Origin of the sequence: Micromonospora echinofusca (assembly GCF_900091445.1) — a bacterium.
Classification (GTDB): domain Bacteria; phylum Actinomycetota; class Actinomycetes; order Mycobacteriales; family Micromonosporaceae; genus Micromonospora; species Micromonospora echinofusca.
In genome coordinates this window covers 6,584,260-6,608,747 of sequence record NZ_LT607733.1, presented here as the reverse complement: position 1 = coordinate 6,608,747, position 24,488 = coordinate 6,584,260, and the positions used below count along the sequence as shown (strand labels likewise).

General features: G+C 73.1%; 24 protein-coding genes and 1 pseudogene. 20 read left to right on the top strand and 5 right to left on the bottom strand.

The genetic code is table 11. The features are described from left to right. Positions 1–7 precede the first annotated feature (7 nt). Positions 8–823 carry a hypothetical protein gene (locus tag GA0070610_RS28530; protein ID WP_089002898.1) on the top strand — a complete coding sequence of 272 codons (816 nt, stop codon included), beginning with the start codon at positions 8–10 and terminating at the stop codon, positions 821–823. Between the two features lie 154 nt (positions 824–977). Here GA0070610_RS28530 and corA read toward each other — a convergent pair whose 3' ends face one another. The 4 genes from corA to GA0070610_RS28510 all read right to left on the bottom strand — a co-directional run bounded on the left by corA (position 978) and on the right by GA0070610_RS28510 (position 4,628). Further along, positions 978–2,126, bottom strand: coding sequence for a magnesium/cobalt transporter CorA (gene corA, locus GA0070610_RS28525; RefSeq protein ID WP_089003797.1), 1,149 nt, complete (start codon positions 2,124–2,126; stop codon positions 978–980). Between the two features lie 358 nt (positions 2,127–2,484). Continuing rightward, complete coding sequence (locus tag GA0070610_RS28520) at positions 2,485–3,579, bottom strand: aminotransferase-like domain-containing protein (protein WP_089002897.1); 1,095 nt, start codon at positions 3,577–3,579, stop codon at positions 2,485–2,487. A gap of 106 nt (positions 3,580–3,685) precedes the next feature. Continuing rightward, positions 3,686–4,144 carry an ester cyclase gene (locus GA0070610_RS28515; RefSeq protein WP_089002896.1) on the bottom strand — a complete coding sequence of 153 codons (459 nt, stop codon included), beginning with the start codon at positions 4,142–4,144 and terminating at the stop codon, positions 3,686–3,688. A 91-nt stretch (positions 4,145–4,235) separates the two neighbouring features. After that, entirely contained in the window at positions 4,236–4,628 is a 393-nt protein-coding gene (locus GA0070610_RS28510) for a CBS domain-containing protein (protein WP_089002895.1), read from the bottom strand. A gap of 116 nt (positions 4,629–4,744) precedes the next feature. On the opposite strand from GA0070610_RS28510, the gene GA0070610_RS28505 reads away from it, so the two are divergent. From GA0070610_RS28505 to GA0070610_RS30745, 6 genes are all read left to right on the top strand, one after another. Then, on the top strand, positions 4,745–5,194 hold the full coding sequence (locus tag GA0070610_RS28505) for an NUDIX domain-containing protein (RefSeq protein ID WP_089002894.1): 450 nt from the start codon (positions 4,745–4,747) through the stop codon (positions 5,192–5,194). Continuing rightward, positions 5,191–5,961: a hypothetical protein gene (locus tag GA0070610_RS28500; protein ID WP_089002893.1), complete on the top strand. Its 771-nt coding sequence runs from the start codon at positions 5,191–5,193 to the stop codon at positions 5,959–5,961. Before GA0070610_RS28505 ends, GA0070610_RS28500 begins: the two co-directional genes overlap by 4 nt. Positions 5,962–6,040: 79 nt before the next feature. Beyond that, on the top strand, positions 6,041–6,772 hold the full coding sequence (locus tag GA0070610_RS28495; RefSeq protein WP_089002892.1) for a phosphocholine cytidylyltransferase family protein: 732 nt from the start codon (positions 6,041–6,043) through the stop codon (positions 6,770–6,772). After that, positions 6,760–7,827 carry an iron-containing alcohol dehydrogenase family protein gene (locus GA0070610_RS28490; protein ID WP_089002891.1) on the top strand — a complete coding sequence of 356 codons (1,068 nt, stop codon included), beginning with the start codon at positions 6,760–6,762 and terminating at the stop codon, positions 7,825–7,827. The genes GA0070610_RS28495 and GA0070610_RS28490 overlap by 13 nt, the downstream gene beginning before the upstream one ends. After that, positions 7,802–8,524 (top strand): CDP-alcohol phosphatidyltransferase family protein, encoded by a 723-nt coding sequence (locus GA0070610_RS28485; protein WP_089002890.1) that lies wholly within the window; start codon positions 7,802–7,804, stop codon positions 8,522–8,524. Before GA0070610_RS28490 ends, GA0070610_RS28485 begins: the two co-directional genes overlap by 26 nt. 238 nt (positions 8,525–8,762) lie before the next feature. After that, the gene (locus tag GA0070610_RS30745) at positions 8,763–9,338 is read left to right on the top strand and encodes an HflX-like GTP-binding protein (protein WP_172896613.1); all 576 of its coding nucleotides are present in this window, start codon (positions 8,763–8,765) and stop codon (positions 9,336–9,338) included. Here GA0070610_RS30745 and GA0070610_RS28475 read toward each other — a convergent pair. Continuing rightward, on the bottom strand, positions 9,269–10,519 hold the full coding sequence (locus GA0070610_RS28475) for a glycosyltransferase family 4 protein (protein WP_089002889.1): 1,251 nt from the start codon (positions 10,517–10,519) through the stop codon (positions 9,269–9,271). The genes GA0070610_RS30745 and GA0070610_RS28475 overlap by 70 nt on opposite strands. Before the next feature lie 24 nt (positions 10,520–10,543). Here GA0070610_RS28475 and GA0070610_RS28470 point away from each other — a divergent pair, with 24 nt between their 5' ends. The 13 genes and pseudogenes from GA0070610_RS28470 (at position 10,544) to GA0070610_RS28410 (ending at position 24,421) form a co-directional block, all read left to right on the top strand. Continuing rightward, the gene (locus tag GA0070610_RS28470; protein WP_089002888.1) at positions 10,544–11,404 is read left to right on the top strand and encodes an Fpg/Nei family DNA glycosylase; all 861 of its coding nucleotides are present in this window, start codon (positions 10,544–10,546) and stop codon (positions 11,402–11,404) included. A 264-nt stretch (positions 11,405–11,668) separates the two neighbouring features. Continuing rightward, a complete protein-coding gene (locus GA0070610_RS28465; RefSeq protein ID WP_089002887.1) occupies positions 11,669–13,240 on the top strand; it encodes a sugar transferase in 1,572 nt (523 codons plus the stop codon). A gap of 38 nt (positions 13,241–13,278) precedes the next feature. After that, entirely contained in the window at positions 13,279–14,529 is a 1,251-nt protein-coding gene (locus GA0070610_RS28460; RefSeq protein WP_089002886.1) for a sensor histidine kinase, read from the top strand. Positions 14,530–14,546: 17 nt separating this feature from the next. Next, on the top strand, positions 14,547–15,308 hold the full coding sequence (locus GA0070610_RS28455; protein WP_089003796.1) for a LytR/AlgR family response regulator transcription factor: 762 nt from the start codon (positions 14,547–14,549) through the stop codon (positions 15,306–15,308). Positions 15,309–15,389: 81 nt separating this feature from the next. Continuing rightward, on the top strand, positions 15,390–16,055 hold the full coding sequence (locus GA0070610_RS28450) for a DUF5701 family protein (protein ID WP_089002885.1): 666 nt from the start codon (positions 15,390–15,392) through the stop codon (positions 16,053–16,055). 258 nt (positions 16,056–16,313) lie between these two features. Further along, complete coding sequence (locus tag GA0070610_RS28445) at positions 16,314–16,703, top strand: DUF485 domain-containing protein (protein ID WP_089003795.1); 390 nt, start codon at positions 16,314–16,316, stop codon at positions 16,701–16,703. Between the two features lie 2 nt (positions 16,704–16,705). Next, positions 16,706–18,346, top strand: coding sequence for a sodium/solute symporter (locus tag GA0070610_RS28440; protein ID WP_089002884.1), 1,641 nt, complete (start codon positions 16,706–16,708; stop codon positions 18,344–18,346). Between the two features lie 92 nt (positions 18,347–18,438). After that, entirely contained in the window at positions 18,439–19,203 is a 765-nt protein-coding gene (locus tag GA0070610_RS28435; RefSeq protein ID WP_089002883.1) for an ABC transporter ATP-binding protein, read from the top strand. Next, entirely contained in the window at positions 19,188–20,888 is a 1,701-nt protein-coding gene (locus GA0070610_RS28430) for an ABC transporter permease (RefSeq protein WP_089002882.1), read from the top strand. Before GA0070610_RS28435 ends, GA0070610_RS28430 begins: the two co-directional genes overlap by 16 nt. A gap of 101 nt (positions 20,889–20,989) precedes the next feature. Then, the gene (locus GA0070610_RS28425) at positions 20,990–21,484 is read left to right on the top strand and encodes an SRPBCC family protein (protein WP_089002881.1); all 495 of its coding nucleotides are present in this window, start codon (positions 20,990–20,992) and stop codon (positions 21,482–21,484) included. A 133-nt stretch (positions 21,485–21,617) separates the two neighbouring features. Continuing rightward, positions 21,618–22,160 (top strand): annotated as a pseudogene (locus GA0070610_RS28420) (flavin reductase family protein); the annotation flags it as partial. Positions 22,161–22,398: 238 nt separating this feature from the next. Continuing rightward, the gene (locus GA0070610_RS28415; protein ID WP_089002879.1) at positions 22,399–22,770 is read left to right on the top strand and encodes a DUF485 domain-containing protein; all 372 of its coding nucleotides are present in this window, start codon (positions 22,399–22,401) and stop codon (positions 22,768–22,770) included. Further along, positions 22,748–24,421 carry a solute symporter family protein gene (locus GA0070610_RS28410; protein ID WP_089002878.1) on the top strand — a complete coding sequence of 558 codons (1,674 nt, stop codon included), beginning with the start codon at positions 22,748–22,750 and terminating at the stop codon, positions 24,419–24,421. Before GA0070610_RS28415 ends, GA0070610_RS28410 begins: the two co-directional genes overlap by 23 nt. Positions 24,422–24,488 lie beyond the last annotated feature (67 nt).

The window sequence follows — 24,488 nt, the reverse complement described above, 5'->3', positions numbered from 1 at the left end:
GTGGAGGATGACGAAGGAACAACTCCCAGGAGGTGGGACCGTGTTTGGAATCGGGCGGCGTAAGACCCAGGGGCAGCTGGCCAAGGTGGAGCTGAACCAGGGACTCGGTCACCTGAGGCAGGCCGCGACGTACGCCGCGAAGGGTGCCGGCGCCACCGTCGCCCCGCGGGTCCAGGCGGCCCGGGGCGCGGTCGCGCCGACGGCCGTCATCGTGCGCGACCGCGCGTCCAGCGGCCTCGCGTCCACGGTCGCCGCGCTCGCGCCGCTGGCCCTGGCCGTTCGCAAGGCGCAGGCCGAGGCGGCGGGCAAGGCGGTCACCGGCCGGAAGGCCCTGGCAGCCAAGCAGGTCGCGGCCGGCAGGAAGGTCAAGGCGAAGAACATGAAGGCGTCCCGGAAGAAGAACTCCCGGCGGGGCGGGTCCATGATGACCGGCCTGCTCGCGGCCGGCGCGGTGGCCGGGGTCGCCGCCGTGGCGATGCGGCGGCGTCGGGAGCAGCAGGAGTGGGCCGAGTACGACCCGACCCGCAAGCTGGAGCCGATGCGCGACGAGGTGGAGACCATGGAGATCCGCACGCCGGTGACCGACGCGTCGACGATGTCGAGCGGCTCGGGCGTGGCCGGTGGCCCGACCGGCGCCGGCAGCTCGGCGGTGGCCGGCGGCGACAGCGCCTCCACCACCACCCCCGGCAAGCAGCCGACGGTGCACGCGACGGACAAGGTCCCGTCGGTGGCCGAGGGCGCGAAGGACACCTCGGGTCGTCCCGCGGACGACCTGACCGAGGCTCTCGGGAAGGGCGGCGCGCGGACCAACGGCCGCCGCTGACCCCTGTCGGTCCCGGAAAGCGCCGGCGAAGCGGCTCCCCGCCGCCCCGCCGGCGCTTCCGCGTCCGACGACGGAAGCTGCGGGCTCAGGCGGCGGGGGCTGCGGGGTGAGGCGGCGCCGGGTGCGGCGGGGGCTGCGCGTCCGGCTCGGGCCGTCAGAGCCAGCCGTTGCGGCGGAACCAGCGGTACAGCGCCAGCGAGATCGCGAGCATCAGGGCGAGGACGACGGGATAGCCGTACGTCATCTTCAGCTCCGGCATCACCTCGAAGTTCATCCCGTAGATGCCGGCGATGGCGGTCCAGACGGCGGCGATGGCGGCCCACGCCGCGATCTTGCGCATGTCGTTGTTCTGGTCGACCGTGACCTGGGCCAGCCGCGCCTGGAGGATCGAGTTGAGCAGGTCGTCGTACGAGTTGACCTGCTCGACGGTGCGGCTGAGATGGTCCTGCACGTCGCGGAAGTAGCGGCGGATCTCCTTCGGCACGTCGCGGTTCATCTGCGCGGTGAGGGTGAGCAGAGGGCGCTGCAACGGCATCACGGCCCGCTTGAACTCCACCAGTTCCCGCTTCATCTGGTAGATCCGCTGGATCCGGCCGCTGGACTGGCGGTCGAACACGTCGGCCTCCAGGATGTCGAGGTCGTCCTCCAGCCGGTCGGCGACCTCGAGGTAGAGGTCGACCACCCGGTCGGTGACCGCGTACGCCACCGCCCACGGGCCGTGCAGCAGCAGGTCGCGCTTCGTCTCCAGGTCGGCCCGGACGGGAGCCAGCCGGCAGGCGTCCCCGTGCCGGACGCTGATCAGGAAGTTCGGGCCGATGAAGAGCATCACCTGGCCGGTCTCGACGACCTCCGAGTGCTCGGTCAGCTCGGCGTGCTCGCAGTAGCGGGCGGTGCGCAACACCAGGAAGCTGACCTCGCCGAACTGCTCCAGCTTGGGGCGCTGTTGGGCCTTCACGGCGTCCTCGACGGCCAGCTCGTGCAGCCCGTACGTGGCAGCGATGGCGGTCATCTCGGCCAACTCGGGCTCGTGCAGGCCGAGCCAGACGAAGCCGTTCTCCGCACTGCGGGCAGCGGCGAGCGCCTCGGCGTACCGCCAGTCGCCGGGCTGCCGGCGGCCGTCCACGTAGAGCGCGCAGTCGACCACGGGGCTGCGCTGCGGGCCGGCCGGCGCGGAGGCCTGCTGCGGATGGTCCGAGTTGAGCCGGCGGGTCATCGCCCGCACGGGCGCCACCCAGTCGCGGGGCCTGAGCACCCGTCCGCCGTTGGGCGCGGTGGTCCGCCCCTGCTGCCCCCGGTCCGTCATCCCGCCCCCTCCCCACGCGCTGCCGAGGGTGAACAGTACGCCGCCGTCGATGATCACCGCCGGTGACGATCCCCAGCAGGGCGGCGCCGGGTGGGCCGGGTCGCTTCAGGGGGGGTGAGGGGGCGACCCGGCCCAGCCCGGCGCCCTTGGGGGCGGGGGTTGTGCTGGTCGCGACACTCCCCGTGTCGCCGGTCGGGCCGGCGGGGGCTCGGCCGCCGGGCGCGGTGGGGGCCGGCACCGGGCGGTGAGTTCCGCTACACGTGGTGAGTGACGCTCGCAGCATTGTGGGCCGTCGGCCGCCCCGGCGGGAGACCCGGGACGGCCACGATCGCGCAACTGTCAGAAATCTGACAGAAACTCAGCCCCGTACGGCCGCCATGGCCTCCGCCAAGCGCCGGACGCCCTCGTCGATGCGGTCGGCGGTCACCGCCGAGTACGCCAGCCGCAGCGCGTGCCGCCCGCCGTCGACGACGAAGTCGCTGCCCTTGACCACGGCGACGCCGCGCTCGGCGGCCGCCGGCGCGAGCCGGTCGACCTCCACGTCCTCGGGCAGCTCCACCCAGAGGAAGTAGCCGCCGTCCGGCTCCACGAAGCGGGCCTCCGGGATGTGCCGGCGCAGGGACTCGGCCAGCACCCGGGCCCGCTCGCCCAGCGCCGCGCGCACCGTCTCGATGGAGCGCTCGATGTCGCCAGAGACGCAGAACTGGTGCACGATCGCCTCGGAGACCATGCCCGGCGAGATGTAGAGGCTCGTCGCCTTCTTCGCGATGTCGCCGATCAGGTCGGCCGGGCCGACCAGGTAGCCGACCCGCACGCCGGGGCAGACCGTCTTGGTGAAGCTGGAGGCGTGCACCACGACGCCGCGGGTGTCCATCGAGAGCATCGACGGCAGCGCCTCGCCCCGGAACCGGATGTCGGCGTAGGGGTCGTCCTCGAAGATCGTGAACTCGTACTCGGCGGCGAGGTCGAGCAGCTCGCGGCGCTTCTCCAGGCTGAGCGTCACGCCCGCCGGGTTCTGGTAGTTCGGGATGACGTGCGCCAGCCGGGGACGCACCCCCGACTCCAGCAGCTTGCGCAGCTCGGCGGTGTCGAGCCCGTCCGGCTGGATCGAGACGCCGTGCAGCTCGCTGCCCATCCGCTGGAGGTTGAGCAGCGTCCGGTCGTACGTCGGCCGCTCCACCACCACCGCGTCGCCGGGGCGGACCAGGTGGTCGAAGAGGAACGCGTCCGCCTGCAACGACCCGTTGGTGATCAGCACCTGGTCGGCGGAGACCCCGTGCTTCTCGGCGATCCACTTCCGCAGCGGAAGGTAGCCGACGGAGGTGCCGTAAGCGGTCACCCCGGCGGGATCGGCGTCGAACGCGCGGACGGCGGCGGCCTTGAGCCCCTCGACATCGACGATGTCCAGGGAGGGAGCGCCACGGGCGAAGGAGATCAGCTGCTCGGCGGTCATGGCTGTTCAGCGTACGGAAGGCGACGGGGTGCGTGCGCCAGGCACGGCGATGTCCGCATCCTGAGCCACCGGGACGGGTGACCGGCGTCGACCGGTCGGCGGCAGGTCAGACCGGAAGGCCGAGCGGGTCGTGCTGCGCTTCCCGGGAGAGCCCGTCCACGTGCAGGCCGAGCGCCGCGATGAGCTGCCCCCAGTCGAAGTAGGACCGCCAGGCCGCGATCCGGCCGCGCCGGACCCGGACGACGTCCACCACCTCCCAGCTCACCACCCGGCCGGTCGGCGCGACCGTGCCGAACGGGGTGTGCAGCACCCCGGTGTGGGTGCCGGTCAGCCGCTGCTCGACGGCCGCGCCACCCGCCGTCTGCACGGACCCGATCGGGTCGACGACCAGGTCCGGGAAGGCCCCGGTCCAGGTGCGCAGCAGGGCGGGCAGCTCGATCGGGCGCACCGTGACGCCCGGCATGGAGTAGAAGGCGTCGGCCGCGTATAGGTCCGGCAGCCGGGCCACGTCCCGCCGCAGGAGCATCGCGTACTGCTGTTCGACCAGCCGATCCGCGCCACGCATGAGGACCTCCGACGCGGGTCACGGTCCGTCCGCGCCCGCATGGGATCCTTACCCGTCGATCGGCCCGCCACACCCTCCGCCGAGCGGCGACTCAGGTCGTGCCGGCCATCCGGCTGGCCGCCCAGACCCGCATGATGTCCCGGACGGAGATCACCCCGGCCACCTCGCGCCCGTCGAGCACCACCAGGTGCCGGAAGCCGCCCCGGGCCATGGCCGCGGCCGCCTCCTCCACCGTCCACTCCGGGCCGGCGTAGACCACGTCCCAGGTCAGGTGGGCGGCCGTCCGCTCGACGTCGCAGTCCAGCCCGGCCCCGATGGCCTTGAGCACGTCCCGTTCGGTCATGATGCCGACCCCCTCGGACTCCGGGTCGATCACGACCGCCGACCCGACACCGCGGGCCGACATCATCCGGGCCGCCTGGCGGAGCGTGTGCTCCGGGCCGACCACGAGAACCTCGCTGGACATCGCTTCCCGAACCTGCATCACGCATCACCCCTTCGGGACGGTGGCACCCGGTAGGGGACATGGTGCGCCCGGGCGCTGCCCGGCGACAAGACCGGGCGTCGCCGGAACACGCCCCCGCTCGCTACTGTCGTGGCGTGTCCACCGAGCCTCTGCGCTGCGCCGGCGCGCTGATCGTCGACGACGACGGTCGACTCTTCGTCCAGCGACGGTCTCCCCACCGGCGCATCTTTCCCAATTGTTGGGACATCGTCGGCGGCCATCTCGAACCGGGCGAGGACTGGATGGACGCGCTGCGCCGGGAGGTGACCGAGGAGACCGGCTGGACGGTGTCGCACGTGCTCGGCCACGTCGGGGAATACCGCTACGTCGCCGACGACGGCCTGGCCCGCGTCGAGCGCGACTGGCTGGTCCGGGTCGACGGCGACCTGGCCCGGCCGACGCTGGAGGCCGGCAAGCACACCGAGTTCCGGTGGCTCGCCGCCGACGAGCTCGACCTGCTCGACGAGCACCGCGACGTCAACGACGGCCTCATCCGCCGGATCGCGGCCGAAGGCTTCGCCGCCCTGCGTTCGATCGGTCTGTGAACGACACCGTCGAGCTGGCGCCGCACCGGTTCGCCGGCCTCGTCGCCCCGGCGGTGGACCGGGCGTTCGTCGCCGGCATCCTCGCCGGCCGCGACGGCGGCGGCGCCGAGCTGAGCCAGCGGTACGGCGGGCCGGCGGCCACCGGCTTCCTGCTGGAGTTCCGCACCCGCCTCGCGGCACCGGGCGGGACGGTCGACGAGGCCGGCTTCGCAGCGGTCACCCGCTACCGGGACCCGGTCGAGTGCCGGCGGGCCCTGGACAAGCAGGTGGCGTACGGGATGATCCACCGCAGCCCCGAGGGGGGGCTCACCGCCACCGAGCGGGGGCTGGCCTTCCTCGCCGAGATCTGGCAGGTGCACGCCGAGGTCACCGAGGAACTCTGGGCGGGGCACGAGGACCGGGTGCTGCGGCTGGTGGAGGCGTTCGGCCGGGTGCTCACGTGCGCGCTGGTGCTGGCCGACGAGCAGGGCGCCCAGGCGGGTGCGGCGTTCGCCGCGTCGGCGCCGCCGTACGAGCCGGACGGCACCCCACCCGGCGTGCTGCTGCTGAACCGGCTCGGCACCATGCGCTACCACCGAGCCGACGCGCACGCCGCCGCGTGGACGGCGGCCGGGCACGACGCGGCGAGCGCCACCGCCCTGCCGCCCGGCCCGGAGCAGCTCGCCATCGAGCTGGAGACCGACCGGCGGGCCGCCGCCCCGTACGCCGTGCTGAGCGCCGAGGAGCGGCTGGGGGTGCTGGCGGACCTGGCGGCGCTGCCCGGCTGACCCGGTTGACCGCAGCGGTGCCGCCGCCCGGGGCTATCCTCCAGCGGTGACCGGGACTCGTACGACGGAGGACGCCTCAATGATCGGGATGGTGCTCGCAGCCGGGGCGGGGCGTCGGCTGCGCCCGTACACCGACACCCTGCCCAAGGCGCTGGTGCCGGTGGACGGCGACACCACCATCCTGGACATCTCGCTGCGCAACCTGGCCGAGGTGGGGCTCACCGACGTGGTGATCGTGGTCGGCTACGCCGCCGACGCGGTCGTCTCCCGCCAGGCCGACCTGGAGAAGCGGTACGGCGTCACGATCACCCTCGTGCACAACGACAAGGCCGAGGAGTGGAACAACGCGTACTCGCTCTGGCTGGCCCGCGAGCACTTCTCCCGGGGGGTGCTGCTGGTCAACGGCGACACCGTGCACCCGGTGAGCGTGGAGAAGACCCTGCTGGCCGAGCGCGGCCCGGGCATCCTGCTCGCCGTCGACACCATCAAGCCGCTGGCCGAGGAGGAGATGAAGACCACCTTCGACGCCGCCGGCCAGCTCACCCGGATCACCAAGCTGATGGACCCGGGCGAGGCGTACGGGGAGTACATCGGCGCGACGCTGATCGAGCCGCAGGTGGCCGACACCCTCGCCGACGCGTTGGAGGCGACGTGGCGGCGTGACCCGAACCTCTACTACGAGGACGGCTACCAGGAGTTCGCCGACCGTGGTGGCGAGGTGCGGGCGGCGCCGATCGGCGACGTCTCCTGGGTCGAGGTCGACAACCACGCCGACCTGGCCCGGGCGCGGGAGATCGCGTGCCGCTACTAGCCCGTACGGTCAACACCCCGCTCGTGATCGAGGTCCGGCGGGGCGCGGTGGCCGATCTCGGGCCGCTGCTGGCCGACCGGCGGATCTCGGCCGGCGGGGACGTGGCCGTGGTGGTCGGCCCCGGGCAGGGTGAGCGGATCGTCGAGCTGTGCCGGCCGTCGCTCGGCGCGGCCGACGTCTTCACGGTCGTCGGTGGCACCATCGACGCGGCGAACGACCTCGGCGACCGGCTGCGCCGCCGCCACTACGACGCCGTGGTGGGCATCGGTGGCGGCAAGACCATCGACACCGCCAAGTACGCGGCCACCCGCTACGGGATCCCGATGGTGACGGTGGCGACCAGCCTGGCGAACGACGGCATCGCCTCCCCGACCGCCTCGCTCGACCACGAGGGCGGCAAGGGCTCCTACGGGGTGCACATCCCGATCGGCGTCATCGTCGACCTCGACTTCGTGGAGAACGGCCCGGACCGGCAGACCCAGGCCGGCATCGGCGACGCGGTGAGCAACCTGAACGCCTGCGCCGACTGGGAGCTGGCCCACGAGGTACGCGGCGAGCCCATCGACGGGCTCGCGGTGACGCTGGCCAGGACGGGCGCCGAGGCGCTGCTCAACCACCCCGGCAAGATCACCGACGACGGCTTCCTCACCACGCTGGCCGAGGCGCTGATCATGGGCGGCATCGCCAGCTCCGTGTGCGGTTCGACGCGCCCCGCCAGCGGCGGCGACCACGAGATCTCCCACGCGATCGACCGGCTCCACCCCGGCACCGCCGCCCACGGCGAGCAGGTGGGGCTCGGCGCCCTCTTCTGCACGTTCCTGCGGGGGGACTCCGACCGGTTCGGTCGCCTCGCCCACTGCCTGCACCGGCACGGCCTCGCCACCACGCCGGGCGACCTGGGCCTGACCGACGAGCAGTTCGTCGATGCCGTGCAGTTCGCGCCCCGGACCCGGCCGGACCGCTACACGATCCTCGAACACCTGGCGATGTCGCCTACCGAGACGCGGGAGCGGCTGGCAGACTACGCCGGTGCAATCCGCGACCACCTTGGCTGAGCCCCGTCCCACCGTCGCCGACTTCCACCGGGTCAACCGGGGCGGCGGCCTGTTCAGCGAATCGATCAGCCAGTGGCTGGGCGCGGTCTTCGCGCTCGTCGCCCAGCGCCTCGGGCTGCGCCCGACGGCGCTGACCATCGCCAACCTGGTGCTCGGCCTGGCCACCTCGGTCACCGTGGTCGCGCTCGCCGGGCGGGTCGCCGCCGGCGACGTACCGGCCTGGGCGGTCGGGCTGCTCGCGCTGGTCGGCTGGCAGGTGGCGTACTGCCTGGACTGCGCCGACGGCCAGCTGGCCCGGGTGACGGGTCAGGGCAGCGCGGCGGGTGCCCGGGTCGACGTGCTGTGCGACGTGGCCGCCCAGATCGCCCTGGTCGCCGCCCTGGCGGCGACGGCCGTGGCGCAGGAGCCGTCGACGCCGAGCTGGCTGGTCGCGATCTTCGCCGGCACCTGGATGGTCAACCTGGTCACCTCCGTGATGCAGGCCGGCCCGAACGCCGCCAGCATGGTCACCTCGACCTCCCTGCCCGTACGCCTCGTGAAGCTGGTCCGCGACTACGGCGCGGTGATCTTCGCCGCCGGTCTGGTGCTGGCCTTCGCCCCGGGTCTGGTCCTCTGGGTGATGGTGGCGTTCACGATCGTCAACGGCGGCTTCCTGCTCGCCAGCATCGCCTTCTCCGCCCGCGCCTCACTGCGCTGAGGTGCGACGCCGGGGCGGCCTACCCCTCTTCGGCCCCTGTCGAGCTGCCCCGTCTGTGCGACCGCTCGGACGGCACGACACCACGACTGACCGCACGTGAGTCGCCCATCACCGTGGCGGCGGAGATCTTGGCAGGAGAGCGCCCCTCCAGGGGCACTTTCCTACCAAGATCTCCAGCCGTCCCAAGCAGCAGAATGGAGTTCCCGGAAGGTGGCACGGTAGAAGCGATCACGTCAGCGTGAAGCAGTACGGGGACGCTGGTAACCCGCTCGACGGCGCCGACGTCGTACTCATCGGTCTGTTCTCGGCCAAGGAGAAGCAGTACGAGGGCCGGCTCGACGAGCTTGCCGCCCTGGCCGAGGCCCGCGGCAGCCGGGTGGTGGGTCGGTACGTTCAGCGCCGAGGCGCTTCCGACCGGTGGCAGGAGCGCCCAGGAGGGGCTGCCCGGATGTCCCAACCCTTCTCCCGCCGGACGCTGCTGACACACGGCAAGGTCCGGGAAATCGCCGAGGCGTGCCGGGCGGCAGGAATCGACGCCGCGATCTTCGTGAACGCCCTGACACACCTACAGCGGAGGGTCCTGGCCGACATCCTCGGCTGCGTCATATTCAGCGGCGACGACCTCACCGCCATGGCGGAAACGAGTAGCGGCGGGCCACTACGGGTGCCGTCCGCTCAGAGAGCCCACGAGCGTCCGATACACCGCCGCCCCGGCAAGCGAGGTGGTGCAGCGCGGAGGGGCGGTCAGCTCAAGGAGGCGTACACGTCGAGGAGGCGCTTGGTGACCACGTCGGGGTGGAACGTGCGCTCGTAGCGGGCGCGGGCCGCCGGGGCCAGCGTCGCCGCGCCGGCCCGGGCCACCGGCAGGGCGGCGGCCATGGCGGCCGGCTCCGGGGGCACCACCCAGCCCGCCTCGCCCGCCGCCACGCCGGTGGGCAGCGCGACGCGACCCTCCCCCGGGGCGGCCGTGGCGACGGCGGCCGGGCCGGTGCCGGCGGGCTCGCGGGGGGCGTCGGCGCCGAGCAGGTACGGGATGCCGCCGAGCGCGGTGCCGAGCACCGGGCGGCCGGCGGCGAACGCCTCGATGATCACGGTGGGCAGCACGTCGTGCCAGGTGGAGGCGGCCACGATGACCGCGCTGGCCTCGATCGCGGCGCGCACCCCGGCGCGGTCCAGCGGCCCGAGGTAGGTCACGTCGGCGCGCTCGGCGGCGGCGGCCTCGGCCAGCGGGCGCAGCTCGCCGTCACCCGCGATGCGCAGCGGGCCGAGCGCCCCGTCCGGGTGCCGCCGCCAGGCGTCCAGCAGCAGGTCGAGCCCCTTCTCCGGGGACAGCCGGGCCATGTAGAGGAAGCCGTCGCCGAGCGGCGCGGGCGCCCCCGGGTCGGGGATGCCGTTCGGCTTGACCACGATCCGCTCTGCCGGGATGCCGTAGTCGCGCAGGTGGTCGGCGACCGCCGAGGTGAGCGCGACGAACCGGTCCACCGAGCGCCACGTGCCCCGGTGCACGGCCAGCGTGGTCGCCATGAGGGCGCTCTGCGCCCGCGAGCCCCGGTAGCAGCGGTGCACGATCGCCGGCACGCCCAGGGCCCGGCCCCGGCAGTCCTGGCAGATCATCCCGTCGCGGAAGTAGAGCCCCGAGGAGCAGACCTGGCGGTAGTTGTGCACCGTCTGCACCACCGGCACGCCGTGCCGGTGCGCGGTCCGCACGATCCAGGGCGAGATCAGGGGGTACGGGTTGTGCAGGTGCAGCACGTCGGGCCGGTGCTCGGTGATGAGCCGGCTCAGGTCCTCCTGCGCGCGGGGCGCCCAGATCGGCGAGATCGGCAGCAGCGCCTTGGCCGACTTCGACATCGACGGGATCTCGTCCGAGCTGCGGATGAACGGCAGCACCTCCACCCCGGCCGCGGTGAGCTGGGCGATCTCCGCGTCGACGATGGTGTTCTCACCGGAGGGCTGAGCCTCCCGGTACCGGTTGTGCGCCACCACGATTCTCACGGGAAAGAAGGCTACCGTTGGCTGGTGCCCGAACTACCGGAGGTCGAGGCGCTCACGGACTACCTGCGTGAGCGCGCGGTGGGGCGGCGCGTCGACCGGTTGGAGGTCGCCGCGATCAGCGCCCTGAAGACGTACGACCCGGCGCCGACCGCCGCCGCCGGGCGGACCGTGACGGACGCCCGCCGGCATGGCAAGTTCCTCGACGTGGTGCTCGACGGCGAGCTGCACCTGGTGGTTCACCTGGCCCGGGCGGGCTGGCTGCACTACCGGGAGGCGTTTCCGTCCGCAGCCCCGCTGCGCCCCGGGAAGGGACCGATCGCGCTGCGGGTACGCCTCGACGACGGCTCGGGCTTCGACCTGACCGAGGCCGGCACCCAGAAGAGCCTCGCCGTCTACCTGGTCACGGACCCGGCGGCGGTGCCCGGGGTGGCCCGGCTCGGCCCCGACGCCCTCGCCGCCGACGCGGCCACCTTCGCCGAGCGGATGCGCAGCCGCAAGGGCCAGGTCAAGGGCGTGCTCACCGACCAGACGGTGCTGGCCGGGGTCGGCAACGCGTACTCCGACGAGATCCTGCACGCGGCGAAGCTGTCGCCGTTCGCGCTGACCAATCGGCTGACCGACGACCAGCTGGCGACCCTGCACGCGGCGACGCGGGAGGTGCTCGGCGACGCGGTGCGCCGGTCGGTCGGGCAGAAGGCGGCCGAGCTGAAGGGCGAGAAGCGCTCGGGGCTGAAGGTGCACGCCCGCACGGGGCAGCCCTGCCCGGTCTGCGGGGACACCGTCCGCGAGGTCTCGTTCGCCGATTCCAGCCTCCAGTACTGCGCGACCTGCCAGACCGGCGGGAAGCCGCTCGCTGACCGTCGGCTCTCTCGACTTGTACGGTGAGTGACGACACTGCCGACTACGGAACGGAATCGGCCGTCCCGCGTCGAAGGTCTGAGTTGCGGCTCTACCGGGCCCGTCATCCATCGGTATAGTGGCTCGGTCCCCGGCTTCTGAAATGGCGCGGAGCCGGCCAGACGCCCGGCGGCACCACACCGGCGCATTGTCCCTCGGGGCAGCGCGCGGGTCGGCGCCCGCGTGGGAGACTGGGACGGTGGGCGACCGGGCCCTCACGGCGAGTGAGCGGCCCGTGTCATGCGGGAGGACATGGGTGAGGTGACGACAAGCCTCCAGCGCCCGGTAACCAACACAGGCCGGAGCAAACTCGTGCGGCACGTCGACAGCTTCGAGATCCAGCCGCCGGCACCGCCGTCCCACAACGGCGTACCCCGGTCCGCGTGGGCTCGGGCCCGCCGCCGCGTGTCCCGCTGGCACCGGCCCTACATCACCCTCCTGCTGCTGCTCGACTTCGCAGCCGCCGCGGTGGCCAGCCTGATCGCGATCGAGACGTTCGACCAGTCGCGCGCGGGCTTCTACAACGCCGAGCAGGACCCCACGTGGTTCCACACGGTGGCGTTCGTACTCCTGCCGCTCGGCTGGATCGTCAGCCTCTGGGCCAACCGGGCGTACGACCGGCGCTACCTCGGCCTGGGTCCGGACGAGTACAAGCGGGTGATCCGGGCCGGCGTCGCCGTCGCCGCGACGGTGTCCTTCCTCGCCTTCGCCACCAAGACCGACCTGTCCCGCTACACGGTCGGCACCGCCCTGCTCGCGGCGCTGCTGCTGATCCTGCTCAACCGGATCCTCTGCCGCTTCGTGCTGCACGTGGTCCGGCGCAACATCAGCCAGGCCGGCCATCGGATGGTGCTGATCGGCACCCTGCCGGAGTGCCTGGAGGTCTACACGGCGGTCACCCGCAATCCGGCCGCCGGGCTGATGCCGGTCGCCATCCACATCACCGACGGCTACGCGGCGGCCAAGGGCATCGAGACCCCCGTCCCGGTGTACGCGGGCCGCGACGTCCTCGCCCTGGTGCGGGAGGTCGGCGGCGACACGATCGCGGTCTGCGGCTCGGCGAGTTCGGAGCCGGGCGAGCTGCGCCGGCTGGCCTGGCAGCTGGAGGGCTCCGGCGTCGACCTGGTCGTCGCCCCGCAGCTCACCGACATCGCCGGCCCCCGGGTGCACATCCGCCCGATCGAGGGCCTGCCGCTGCTGCACGTCGAGGAGCCGACCCTCTCCGGGCCGGCGCTGCTGGCCAAGAACCTGATGGACCGGGTGGCCGCGGGGCTCGGCCTGCTGCTGCTCGCCCCGGTCTTCCTGGCCATCGCGGTCGCGATCCGGCTCTCCGACCCCGGTCCGGTCTTCTTCCGCCAGCCCCGGGTGGGCCACGAGGGCCGCACCTTCCGGGTCTGGAAGTTCCGCACCATGTACGTGGACGCGGAGGACCGGCTGGCCAGCCTCGTCGACCGCAACGAGACCGACGGCATGCTGTTCAAGATGAAACAGGATCCCCGGGTCTTCCCGGTGGGCCGCTTCCTGCGGGCCTCGTCGCTGGACGAGCTGCCGCAGCTGATCAACGTGCTGAAGGGCGAGATGTCGCTGGTCGGGCCGCGCCCGCTGCCCGCCGACGACGGCGACTTCCTCGGCGACGTACGCCGCCGGCTGCTGGTCCGGCCGGGCATGACCGGGCTGTGGCAGGTCTCCGGCCGCTCCGACCTGTCCTGGGACGAGGCGGTCCGGCTCGACCTCTACTACGTCGACAACTGGTCGCTGGCGTACGACCTGAGCATCCTGTGGCGCACGGTCGGGGTGGTGCTCGCCCGCAAGGGCGCGTACTGACCCTTGGCCTGCGGGCCGGCAGGGGCCAGGATCGCTGCGTGGGTGGCAACCTCTCGGGCGTCTTCGGTGTCGTCTCGCTGCTCGCCGCGCTGGGGGCGGCCGTGTTCGCGGTGGTCCGGCTGCGCGCGCGGCGGGGCATCGCCACGGCCACCCAGCGGGCCACGTACGAGGTGCTGCACACCGCCGGGCTGGCCGCCGAGCCGCTGCGCGCGGGCCTGAGCGCCGCGAACGCGGCGAAGGCCGTACGCCATCTGCGGGCGCTCGTGGGGGCGGCCGGGCTGGCGCTGACGGACCGGGAGGGCGTGCTCGCCCTCGACGGGCGGGGCGGGCACCACGAAGCGCAGCTGGTCGCGGCGGCCGGGCGGGCGGTGGCGTCCGGCCGCTCGACCGTCCTCGGCGATCCGGAGCTGCGTTGCGACCGGGTGGACTGCCCGGTGCGCGGGGCGGTCGTAGCCCCGCTGACCGGCGCGGACGGGCGTCGGGTCGGGGCACTGGTCGCGGTCGCCGACGGTCAGCCGGAGCCGGGCCTGGTGCAGGCCACCCTGGAGACCGCGCACTGGGCGGGCAACCAACTGGCCCTGGCGGAGCTGGACTCGTCGCGGGAGCGGCTGGCCCGCGCCGAGGTACGCGCCCTGCGCGCCCAGATCAGCCCGCACTTCATCTACAACGCGCTGACCGCGATCGGCTCGTTCGTCCGCACCGACCCGGACCGGGCCCGGGAGCTGATCCTGGAGTTCGCCGAGTTCACGCGGTACTCGTTCCGGGCGCACGGCGAGTTCACCACGCTGGCCGAGGAGCTGCGCTCGATCGACCGCTACCTGACCATCGAGCGGGCCCGGTTCGGCGACCGGCTCCAGGTGCGGCTCCAGATCGCCCCGGAGGTGCTGCCCGTGACGCTGCCCTTCCTCTGCCTGCAACCGCTGGTGGAGAACGCCGTCCGGCACGGGTTGTCCCGCAAGCCGGGCACGGGCATGGTGAGCATCGAGGCCCGGGACGCGGGAACCGAGTGCCACATCACCGTGGAGGACGACGGAGTGGGGATGGATCCGAGCACGCTGACCGCCGGCATCGCCGAGCTGGCCGGCGCCGCCGGGGGCCCGGGCGACGCCGCACTGGCCGGCGTCGGAGACGACCCGGGCCAGCACGTCGGGCTCTCCAACGTCGACGAGCGGCTCCGGTCGGTCTTCGGCGACGGCTTCGGCCTGGTCGTCGAGACGGGCCTCGGCTCGGGTACGAAGGTGAGCATGCGGGTGCCGAAGTTCCACCCCGGCGTACGGGCCGGCTCGTGATCGAGCGGACCGCGGAGGTGGGCACGGCCGGGTTCCTGCGGGTGCTGGCGGTCGACGACGAGCCGCCGGCGCTGGACGAGTTGGCGTACCACCTGCGGGCCGATCCCCGGGTGGCGCGGCTGCACACGGCGGGCGACGCGACGGAGGCGCTGCGGGTGCTGCGCGACGGCGACGTGGACGTGGTCTTCCTCGACATCCGGATGCCCGGGCTGGACGGCATGGAGCTGGCCCGGGTGCTGCGGCGCTTCGCCCGGCCACCGGCGATCGTCTTCGTCACCGCGTACGACGACGGGGCGGTGGACGCGTTCGACCTGGGCGCCACCGACTACGTCCGCAAGCCCGTACGCGCCGAACGGCTCGCCGAGTCCCTGCGCCGGGTGATCGGCGCGCGGGTGGTGCCGTCGCACCCGGCAGCGCTGGCCCGGGCGGAGGAGGATCCCACCATCCCCATCGAGCTGGCGGGCACCACGCGGATGCTGCCCCGCTCGGCGGTGCGGTGGGTGGAGGCCCAGGGCGACTACGCCCGCCTGCACACCGCCGACGGCTCCCACCTGGTGCGGGTGTCGCTGGCGACGCTCGCGGAACGCTGGGCGGATGCCGGGTTCGTCCGGATCCACCGCTCGTACCTGGTGCAGCTGAAGCTGATCGCGGAGCTGCGGCTGGTCAACTCCGGCTACGTCGTGGTGATCGACTCGGCGGAGCTGCCGGTCAGCCGCCGGCACACCCGCGAGCTGAAGGACAAGTTGGTCCGCGCGGCGAAGCAGGACTGGAACCGCTGACCCGGATCTTCCTCGCGGGCCGGGAATAGGCACGCGTCGTCGTACGCTGTACGGTACTCCGTACGACAAAAGGAGGCCGCCTTGTTCGACGCCGCGACCGAATTCGACCGCCAGCTCGACCGGCTGGTGGAGCTGGGCTATCCGGCCCTGGCCGAGCTGACCGAGGACGCCTTCCGTGACCTGGTCGCGCCGCTGCGCGCGGCGGCCGTCGCCGGATCGGCGGGCCTGCCCGCCCCGACGGAGGGGCGGGTGCCCTTCCTCCTGGTGGTCACCCGTGACCTGGTGCCGGTGGAGGAGCGCGTCGCGCTGACCACCCTGGCCGGCAAGCGGAAGCCGGGCATCGTCGACCGGCACTACGCCGAGGGCGACCTGCCGAAGTTCGATCCGATCAAGGAGCTGGAGGTGCCGGCCGGTCCCGCGTACCTGCTCTTCGACGTCGACCGGGGCGAGGAGACGCTGAACCTGGCCCCCGCCGCCGCCATGGAGGTGGTCACCGGCCAGGGGCGGCTGCCGCTCACCATCGACGAGGGGCTCGCCTTCGTCACCCTGCACCCCGAGGCGCTGGCGAAGAACAAGTGCTTCTCGCTGGTCGGTTCCCGCTGCGGCGACAAGCGGGTGCCGGCGCTCTGGATCAGCCAGAACGCGCCGAAGCTCGGCTGGTGCTGGTACGGCAACCCGCACACCTGGCTCGGCTCCGCCTCCGCCCGCCCGGAGCGCGTGGGGCTGGAGCACGCCGGCGCAAAGTGAGCGTCGGGGCGGAGTGGCCGGCAGCCGGTCACCGGTTCCCACAGAGTTATCCACAGGGGTGACCCGTTCTCCACAGGTTGTCCACAGGCCCGGTGGGGTGGGTCCGGTCGGGGCCGCCCCACCGGCGCGACGCCGACGGAGCGCCCTTGACAATCACGGCGATCGGGCGAGACTGCCGAGGTGGCCGCTGCCGACGATCCCGTCCCGGCGCCCCGGTCGAGCCGGCCCGGGGCGCCGGAGCACGCGGGCCGGCCCGGGGTGCCGGGGCAGCCCACGCCACCCCAGCCCAGGGCGCGGATCGTGCTGGCCGAGGTGTCCCGCCGGGAGGACCGCGCGGAACGTACCCGCGCCGAGCTGGCCGAGCAGACCCGCGTCGGCGACGCCCTCGTCCGGGGGCTGGTCCGGGCCCAGTTCGCGCTGGCCCTGCGGCTCTCCCTGGTGGTGGCGATCGGGCTCGGCGGGCTGCCGTGGCTCTTCGCCGTCGCCCCCGCCGTCGGCCGGGTCACCGTGTTCGGCGTCCACCTGCCCTGGCTGCTGCTCGGGGTGGTGTCGTTCCCGTTCCTGATCGCCGTCGGGTGGGCGTACGTGCGGCTCGCCGAACGGAACGAGCAGGACTTCACCGACCTGGTCCAGCGGCCGGAGCGCTGAGGGTGGGCAACGGCTTCGTCGTACCGGCGATCGTGGCGGTCACCCTGGTCACCGTCGGCATCGGCTTCTACGGGCTGCGGCTGGCGCGCACCACCTCCGACTTCCTGGTCGCCTCGCGGGTCATCAGCCCGACCTGGAACGCCGCCGCGATCGGCGGGGAGTACCTGTCGGCGGCGAGCTTCCTGGGGGTCGCGGGGCTGATCCTCAAGTACGGCGTCGACGTGCTCTGGTATCCCGTCGGCTTCGCCGCCGGCTACCTGGCCCTGCTGCTCTTCGTGGCCGCGCCGCTGCGCCGCTCCGGCGCGTTCACCCTGCCGGACTTCTGCGAGCTGCGGCTCGGGTCGCGCCGGCTGCGCGTCCTGGCCACCGTCTTCGTGATCTTCATCGGCTGGCTCTACCTCGTGCCGCAGCTCCAGGGGGCGGGGCTGACGCTGGCCACGGTGACCGGCTCGCCGTACCCGTTGGGGGCCCTGCTGGTGGCCGTGGTGGTCACCGCCAACGTCGCGCTCGGCGGCATGCGCGCGATCACCTTCGTCCAGGCCTTCCAGTACTGGCTGAAGCTGACCGCGCTGGCCGTACCGGCGATCTTCCTGGCGTTGCAGTGGCATGCCGACGCCCGCCCGGCGGTGACCCCGCCCGACGGGCCGACGTTCCGGACCGCGACCACCGTCGTGGTCGAGCACCGCGCGACCCTCACCCTGCCCGACGGCCGGATCCAGGAGGTACGCCCCGGCGACGAGCTCTCCTTCGCCGCCGGCGACCCGGTGCCGGAGGTCTCCGGAGTGGCCACGGACGCCGCCGACTGGCTGCTGCCCAGCACCGCCGGGGACGACGACCGGGGTCTGTTCGCCACCTACTCGCTGATCCTGGCGACGTTCCTCGGCACCATGGGGCTGCCGCACGTGCTCGTGCGCTTCTACACCAACCCGGACGGCGCCGCCGCCCGCCGCACCACGCTGGTGGTGCTCGCCCTCGTCGGGGCGTTCTACCTGCTGCCCACCATCTACGGGGTGCTCGGCCGGATCTACACCCCGCAACTGCTGGTGACCGGGCAGACCGACGCGGTGGTGGTGCTGCTGCCCGGCGCCGCGCTCGGCGACGGCACCACCGGCCAGCTGCTCGCCGCGCTGGTCGCGGCCGGCGCGTTCGCGGCCTTCCTCTCCACCTCGTCGGGGCTGCTCACCAGCGTCGCCGGGGTGATCTCGACGGACGTGCTGGGGCGGGGCTCGGTACGCGGCTTCCGCCTCGCCACGGTGATCGCCGGGGCCGTGCCGGCGGTCCTCGCCCTCAACCTCGCCGACCTGGACGTGTCGCAGGTGGTCGGGCTGGCCTTCGCGGTCGCCGCGTCCAGCTTCTGCCCCCTGCTGGTGCTCGGCATCTGGTGGCGTGGCCTGACCGACCTCGGCGCCGCCGCCGGGATCCTGGTCGGCGGCGGCGCGGCGGTCGCGGCGGTGCTGGTCACGGTGCTCGGTCCGCCGCTGTCCGGCTGGCCCGCGACGCTCACCGCGCAGCCGGCCGCCTGGACGGTGCCGCTCGCCTTCACCGTGATGGTGGCGGTCTCGGTGGTGACCCGCCGCCGGGCGCCGGCCGACGTCGGGGCGACCATGCTCCGCCTGCACGCGCCGGAGGCGCTGCGGCTGTAGCGCGCCGGCCGGACCCGGGTACGACTCGGGGATGACCGGGGATCATCCTGCGGCCGGAGCGCCGGCTGGTCCGGGCCGGATACGGTCGACGCATGACTGCTGAGCACCCGGCGCTCTCCCTGCGTGGCCTGGCGAAACAGTTCGACGGCAAGGTCGCGGTGGCCGGTGTCGACCTCGACGTGCCGGCCGGTTCCTTCTACGGCCTGCTCGGCCCGAACGGCGCGGGGAAGACCACCACCCTGTCGATGGCGGTCGGGCTGCTCCGGCCGGACGCCGGCGGCGCGTGGGTGCTCGGTCACGACGTCTGGACCGACCCGGTACGGGCGAAGCAACTGCTCGGCGTGATGCCCGACGGCGTACGGCTCTTCGACCGGCTCAGCGGCGCGGAACTGCTCGCGTACCACGGCCTGCTGCGGGGGATGGACCCGGCGGTGGTCGACCAGCGGGCCGCGGAGCTGCTGGACGTGCTCGCACTCGGCGACGCCGGCCGGACCCTGGTGGTCGACTACTCGGCGGGCATGAAGAAGAAGATCGGCCTGGCCTGCGCGCTGCTGCACGGGCCCCGGCTGCTGGTGCTGGACGAGCCCTTCGAGGCGGTCGACCCGGTGTCGGCCGCACTGATCCGCGACATCCTGCACCGGTACGTGACCGGCGGCGGCACGGTCGTCTTCTCCAGCCACGTGATGGAGGTCGTCGAGCGGCTCTGCTCGCACGTGGCGATCCTCGCGGCGGGCACCATCAAGCGGGTCGGCCCCATCGCCGAGGTGCGCAACGGCCGCTCGTTGGAGGAGGTCTTCGTCGAGGTGGTCGGCGGCCGCACGGCGACCGGCGAGGAGTTGGCGTGGCTGTCGCAGTGAGTGGGCCGACCGTCTCCGCCGCGCCCGCCCGGCCGGTCTCGGCCCGGCACTTCGTCCGGCTCAAGCTGCGGGTGATGGGCAACAACTTCCGGGGGCAGGCCTGGCGGGTGGCGCTCTTCGTGGGCGGCGCGGTGCTCGGGCTCTGGTTCGCCGGCACCGGCTTCTTCCTCTTCGCCGCGCCCGGCCTGGCCGGCGAGAGCCGCTACGCGCTCATGGTGGCCGCCTTCGGCGGTGGCCTGACGGTGCTCGGCTGGCTGCTGCTGCCGCTGGTCTTCTTCGGGGTGGACGAGACGCTGGACCCGGCGAGGTTCGCGCTGCTGCCGTTGCCCCGCCGTACGCTCGTCACCGGGCTCTTCGCCGCCGCCTTCGTCAGCGTCCCCACGATCGCGGTGCTGCTGGCCCTGTGCGGCCTGGTGGTCACCGCCGGATCGCTGGGCGGCTGGTCGGCCGCCGCGGTCGCCCTCGTCGGGGTGGTCGCCGGGCTGCTACTCTGCGTGGCGGCGGCACGGGCCGTGACCAGCGCCTTCGCCACCGCCCTGCGGTCCCGCCGGGTCCGTGACCTGGCCGCCGTGCTGCTCGCCGTGCTCGCGGCGCTGATCGGGCCGTTGCAGCTCCTGGGCGTCGCCGCCCTCGGCGACGCCGACTGGGACCGGCTCGACGGGGTGGCCGAGGTGGTCGGCTGGACCCCGTTCGGGGCGCCCTGGACGGCCGGCATCGACATGGCCGCGGGCCGCCTCTGGGCCGCGCCGGTGAAGCTGCTGATCACGGCGGCGACGATCGTCGCGCTGCTGGCCTGGTGGTCCCGCTCCCTGGAGTCCGCCATGGTGGGTGCCGCCAGTGCCGGGCCGGTCCGCGCCCAGCGCGGTACGACCGGCGGGGCGGTCGCACAGCTCTTCCCGAGGGCGGTCGGCTGGGCCCGGCGGGACCGGTTCGGCGCCCTCGTCGCCAGGGAGGCCCGCTACTGGTGGCGGGACGCCCGACGCCGGGCCAACCTGATCACCGTCGCGGTCGTCGGTCTCTTCGTGCCGGTCATGGTCAACCTGGGCGGCTCGGGCTTCACCGTCGACAGCGCGGAGGGGTTCACCGCCAGTCTCGACTCGTCCCCGCTGCTGTCGAGCGTGTCGATGCTCTTCGTCGGGCTGCTCGCCGCCGTCACCGTGGCCAACCAGTTCGGTTTCGACGGCAGCGCGTACGCGGCGAACGTGGTCGCGGGCGTCTCCGGCCAGCAGGAGCTGCGCGCCCGGATGGCCGCGTTCTCGCTCTACGTCCTGCCGATGCTGGTGGTGATCTCCGTGGTCGTCGCGGTGGTCCTCGGCGAGCCCGGCTGGATCGGGCTGATGGCGGGCACCCTGTTCGCCACGTACGGCGCGGGGCTGGCGGTGAACTGCTTCGTCTCGGTGCTGGGGGCGTACTCGCTGCCGGAGACGAGCAACCCGTTCGCGTTGAACACCGGTGCCGGCATCGCGAAGAGCTTCCTCACCCTGCTGGCGATGCTCGCCACGGCGGTGGCGGCGGTGCCGATGGTGGTGGCCGCAGGGCTGCTCGGCGACGTCTGGCTCTGGCTGGCCCTGCCGCTCGGGGCCGCGTACGGCCTCGGTGCGGCGCTGCTCGGCGCGTACCTGGCGGGCGACGTGCTGGACCGCCGGATGCCGGAGCTGCTCGCCACGGTGACCCCGCGCCGCTGACGGCGGGCGGGCACCGGCGACGTTCGCCAGCCCGGCGGGGGCGGATGGCACGCCGGCGCACTCCGGACGCGGTGGTTGCCGGTCGGCGGCACAATGGCCTGATGCCCGTCGTCGAAGCGGTGGTCACCGTGCCGGTCCCGCCCGAGCTGGCCTTCGCGGTCTCCCAGACCACGGCGCCGGTGCGCTACCGGTGGGACCCGTTCGTCCGTGAGCAGCACTTCACCGACGGGGCGACCCGGCCCGGCAAGGGCGTGCGCACCTTCACCCGGTCCCGGCACGGCCTGGCGATGGTCAGCGAGTACGTCTCCTGGGCGCCACCCAGCCACGTCGGCATGAAGATGGTGCGAGGGCCGTGGTTCTTCGAGATGTTCGCCGGCGGCTGGCGGTTCGCGCCTGCCACGGAGCCCGGCTCCACCGTCGCCACCTGGCGGTACAACTTCCGCTGCCGGCCCGCGTTCCTGCGCCCGGTCGCGGAGCGGATCGGCTCCTGGCTGCTCGGCCGCGACATCCGCCGCCGGATCGCCGGGTACGCCGCCGGCTGCGCGGACCCGGAGGTGCTGGCCGCCGCCCGCCGCTCCCTGGCCGCCGACGACTGACCCCTTCAGCAGTCGAGACTTGGAAGGAAACGGCCCCTGGAGGGGCGCAGAACGTCCATGATTCGCCGCTCAGGGTCGTGGGCGCAGTATTCGTACACTCGCCAGGGGCCACTTCCGGGCCCGTCGGGGCGGGGCAGGCCGCACAATGTTTCACGTGAATCATGAGCCGGGTGCCGAGATCCACCACACCGACCCGTTCGCCGTGCCCGCTGGTCAGCGCTCGCCCGTACGCCGGCTGCGGGGTCGGCTGGCGTCGCCGGTGACGCTCTGGACGGCGCCCGAGCCGGCGGGCCTGACGGTCTCCTCCACGCTGGTCGCGGAGGGTGAGCCGGACCGGCTGCTCGGCCTGGTCGACCCGGAGTCCGACCTGTGGGCGGCGGTCGAGTCCGCCGGCCGCTTCGCGGTGACCCCGCTCGGCCCGGCGCACCGGCAACTCGCCGACCGGTTCGCGGGCCTCTTCCCGTCCCCCGGCGGCCTGTTCGCCACCGGCGCGTGGACCGACACCCCCTACGGTCCCGTGCCGGCCGACGCCGGCGGCTGGGCGGGGTGCCGGCTCGACTCCGCCCGCGGGTACGGCTGGGGCCTGCTGGTGGAGGCCACGATCGAGGCGGTCGAGCTGGCCGGGGAGACGGACCCGCTGCTGCACTACCGGGGCCGCTACCGCGAGCTGACCTGACGACGGCGGCTCCGGGCCCGGCCTGACGTCGACACCGCACCGCGGCGACCGGACGACCGCTCGGCGGGTCGGCGCCGCGCCCGCTACCGGTGAACGGAGTGAGCTGGGTCACTCGGCGCACCCACCGTGCCGTTCGGCGCAGCCGCCGACCGACGTCGATCTCGCCCTTCCCCGGCGGGGAGCGCGCTTTCTACCGTGCGCGAAACTCCCCCATGCCTGTGAAGGTGGTGATCCACAAATGTCCACGGACACACCCGCGTCCACGCCGTCGGCCTCGGCGGCGGAGCGGTACCTGGCCGTACAGCGGTCGGACGAGTTCGCCGGGTTGCGACGCACGCTGCGCGGCTTCATCTTCCCCATGACCGTCGCGTTCTTCCTGTGGTACGCGCTCTACGTGATCCTGTCCGCGTACGCGCGGGACTTCATGGGCACGAAGCTCTTCGGCAGCAACATCAACGTCGCCCTCGTCTTCGGTCTGCTCCAGTTCGTCTCCACCTTCCTCATCGCCTGGCTCTACTCCCGGTTCGCCGGCCGGAAGATCGACCCGGTCGCCGACCGGATCCGCGCCGAGATGGGGGAGGTGGGCCATGAACACGGTCCTCGCGGCTGAGGCGGGCGACACCACCGCCCGCAACCTCACCATCGCCCTGTTCCTGGTCTTCGTGGCGGTGACCCTGGTCATCACCATCTGGGCCAGCCGGCAGACCAAGACGGCCACCGACTTCTACGCCGGCGGGCGCTCCTTCTCCGGGTTCCAGAACGGCATGGCGATCGGCGGCGACTACATGTCGGCCGCGTCGTTCCTCGGCATCGCCGGCATGATCGCCCTGTACGGCTACGACGGCTTCCTCTACTCCATCGGATTCCTGGTCGCCTGGCTGGTCGCGCTGCTGCTCGTCGCCGAACTGCTGCGCAACTCCGGCCGCTACACGATGGCCGACGTGCTGGCCTTCCGGATGCGCCAGCGCCCGGTGCGGACCGCCGCGGCCGTCTCCACCATCACCGTGTCGATCTTCTACCTGCTGGCGCAGATGGTCGGCGCGGGCGCGCTGGTCGCGCTGCTGCTCGGCATCAAGCCTGGCACCACGTTCCTCGGCATGGACGCCGACACCGCGAAGGTGGCCACCATCATCATGGTGGGCGCCCTGATGATCATCTACGTCACGGTGGGCGGCATGAAGGGCACCACGTACGTGCAGATCGTCAAGGCGTTCCTGCTCATGGGTGGCGCCCTCGTGATGACCCTGCTGGTGCTGGCGCACTACAAGTTCAACCTCTCCACCCTGCTCGGCGACGCGGCGGCGGCATCGGGCAAGGGAGAGAACTTCCTCAAGCCGGGCGGGCGGTACGGCGTGGAGGTGGCCGGCAACGCGATGCAGACCTTCTACAACAAGATGGACCTGTTGTCGCTCGGCATCGCGCTGGTGCTCGGCACCGCCGGGCTGCCGCACATCCTGATCCGCTTCTACACCGTGCCGACGGCGAAGGCGGCCCGCAAGAGCGTGCTCTGGGCGATCGGCATCATCGGCACCTTCTACCTGCTCACCCTGGCCCTCGGTTTCGGCGCGGCGGCCCTGGTCGGCAGAGAGGCGATCACTGCGCAGGACAAGGCCGGCAACACGGCCGCACCGCAGCTCGCCGAGGCGCTCGGCATCGACTTCCTCGGCGGCGACCTGGGCGGCGCCACCCTGCTCGCCATCATCGCGGCGGTCGCCTTCGCCACGATCCTGGCGGTGGTGGCCGGCCTGACCCTGGCCTCCTCGTCCAGCCTGGCGCACGACTTCTACGCCAACGTCATCAAGGACGGGAAGGCCTCCGAGCGGCAGGAGGTCAAGGTCGCCCGGGTCTCCGCCCTGGTGATCGGCGCAATCTCGATCGTGCTGTCGATCTACGCGCAGAACCTGAACGTGGCCTTCCTGGTGGCGCTGGCCTTCGCGGTGGCCGCCTCGGGCAACCTGCCGGCGATCCTCTACAGCCTGTTCTGGCGGCGGTTCAACACCTCGGGCGCGGTGTGGGCCATCTACGGCGGCCTGCTCTCCGCCGTCCTGCTGGTGTTCTTCTCGCCGGTGGTCTCCGGCGCGCCCACCTCGATGTTCCCCGAGCAGGACTGGCAGTGGTTCCCGCTGTCCAACCCGGGCATCCTGTCCATCCCGTTCGGCTTCCTGTGCGGCTGGATCGGCACCGTGATCTCCAAGGAGCACGACGAGGAGAAGTACGCGGAGCTGGAGGTGCGCGCCGTGACCGGCGCCGGCGCCCACTGACGGCCGGCAGCAGTGCGCAAGGGGCCCCCGGCGACGGGGGCCCCTTCCTTGCGCCGGGGCGGCCCTG

Coding starts and splice junctions, on each gene's coding strand:
- GA0070610_RS28530 (WP_089002898.1), top strand. CDS start 8: ATGACGAAGGAACAACTCCCAGGAGGTGGGACCGTGTTTGGAATCGGG.
- corA (WP_089003797.1), bottom strand. CDS start 2,126: ATGACGGACCGGGGGCAGCAGGGGCGGACCACCGCGCCCAACGGCGGA.
- GA0070610_RS28520 (WP_089002897.1), bottom strand. CDS start 3,579: ATGACCGCCGAGCAGCTGATCTCCTTCGCCCGTGGCGCTCCCTCCCTG.
- GA0070610_RS28515 (WP_089002896.1), bottom strand. CDS start 4,144: ATGCGTGGCGCGGATCGGCTGGTCGAACAGCAGTACGCGATGCTCCTG.
- GA0070610_RS28510 (WP_089002895.1), bottom strand. CDS start 4,628: ATGCAGGTTCGGGAAGCGATGTCCAGCGAGGTTCTCGTGGTCGGCCCG.
- GA0070610_RS28495 (WP_089002892.1), top strand. CDS start 6,041: ATGATCGGGATGGTGCTCGCAGCCGGGGCGGGGCGTCGGCTGCGCCCG.
- GA0070610_RS28465 (WP_089002887.1), top strand. CDS start 11,669: ATGGGTGAGGTGACGACAAGCCTCCAGCGCCCGGTAACCAACACAGGC.
- GA0070610_RS28435 (WP_089002883.1), top strand. CDS start 18,439: ATGACTGCTGAGCACCCGGCGCTCTCCCTGCGTGGCCTGGCGAAACAG.
- GA0070610_RS28425 (WP_089002881.1), top strand. CDS start 20,990: ATGCCCGTCGTCGAAGCGGTGGTCACCGTGCCGGTCCCGCCCGAGCTG.
- GA0070610_RS28415 (WP_089002879.1), top strand. CDS start 22,399: ATGTCCACGGACACACCCGCGTCCACGCCGTCGGCCTCGGCGGCGGAG.
- GA0070610_RS28410 (WP_089002878.1), top strand. CDS start 22,748: ATGAACACGGTCCTCGCGGCTGAGGCGGGCGACACCACCGCCCGCAAC.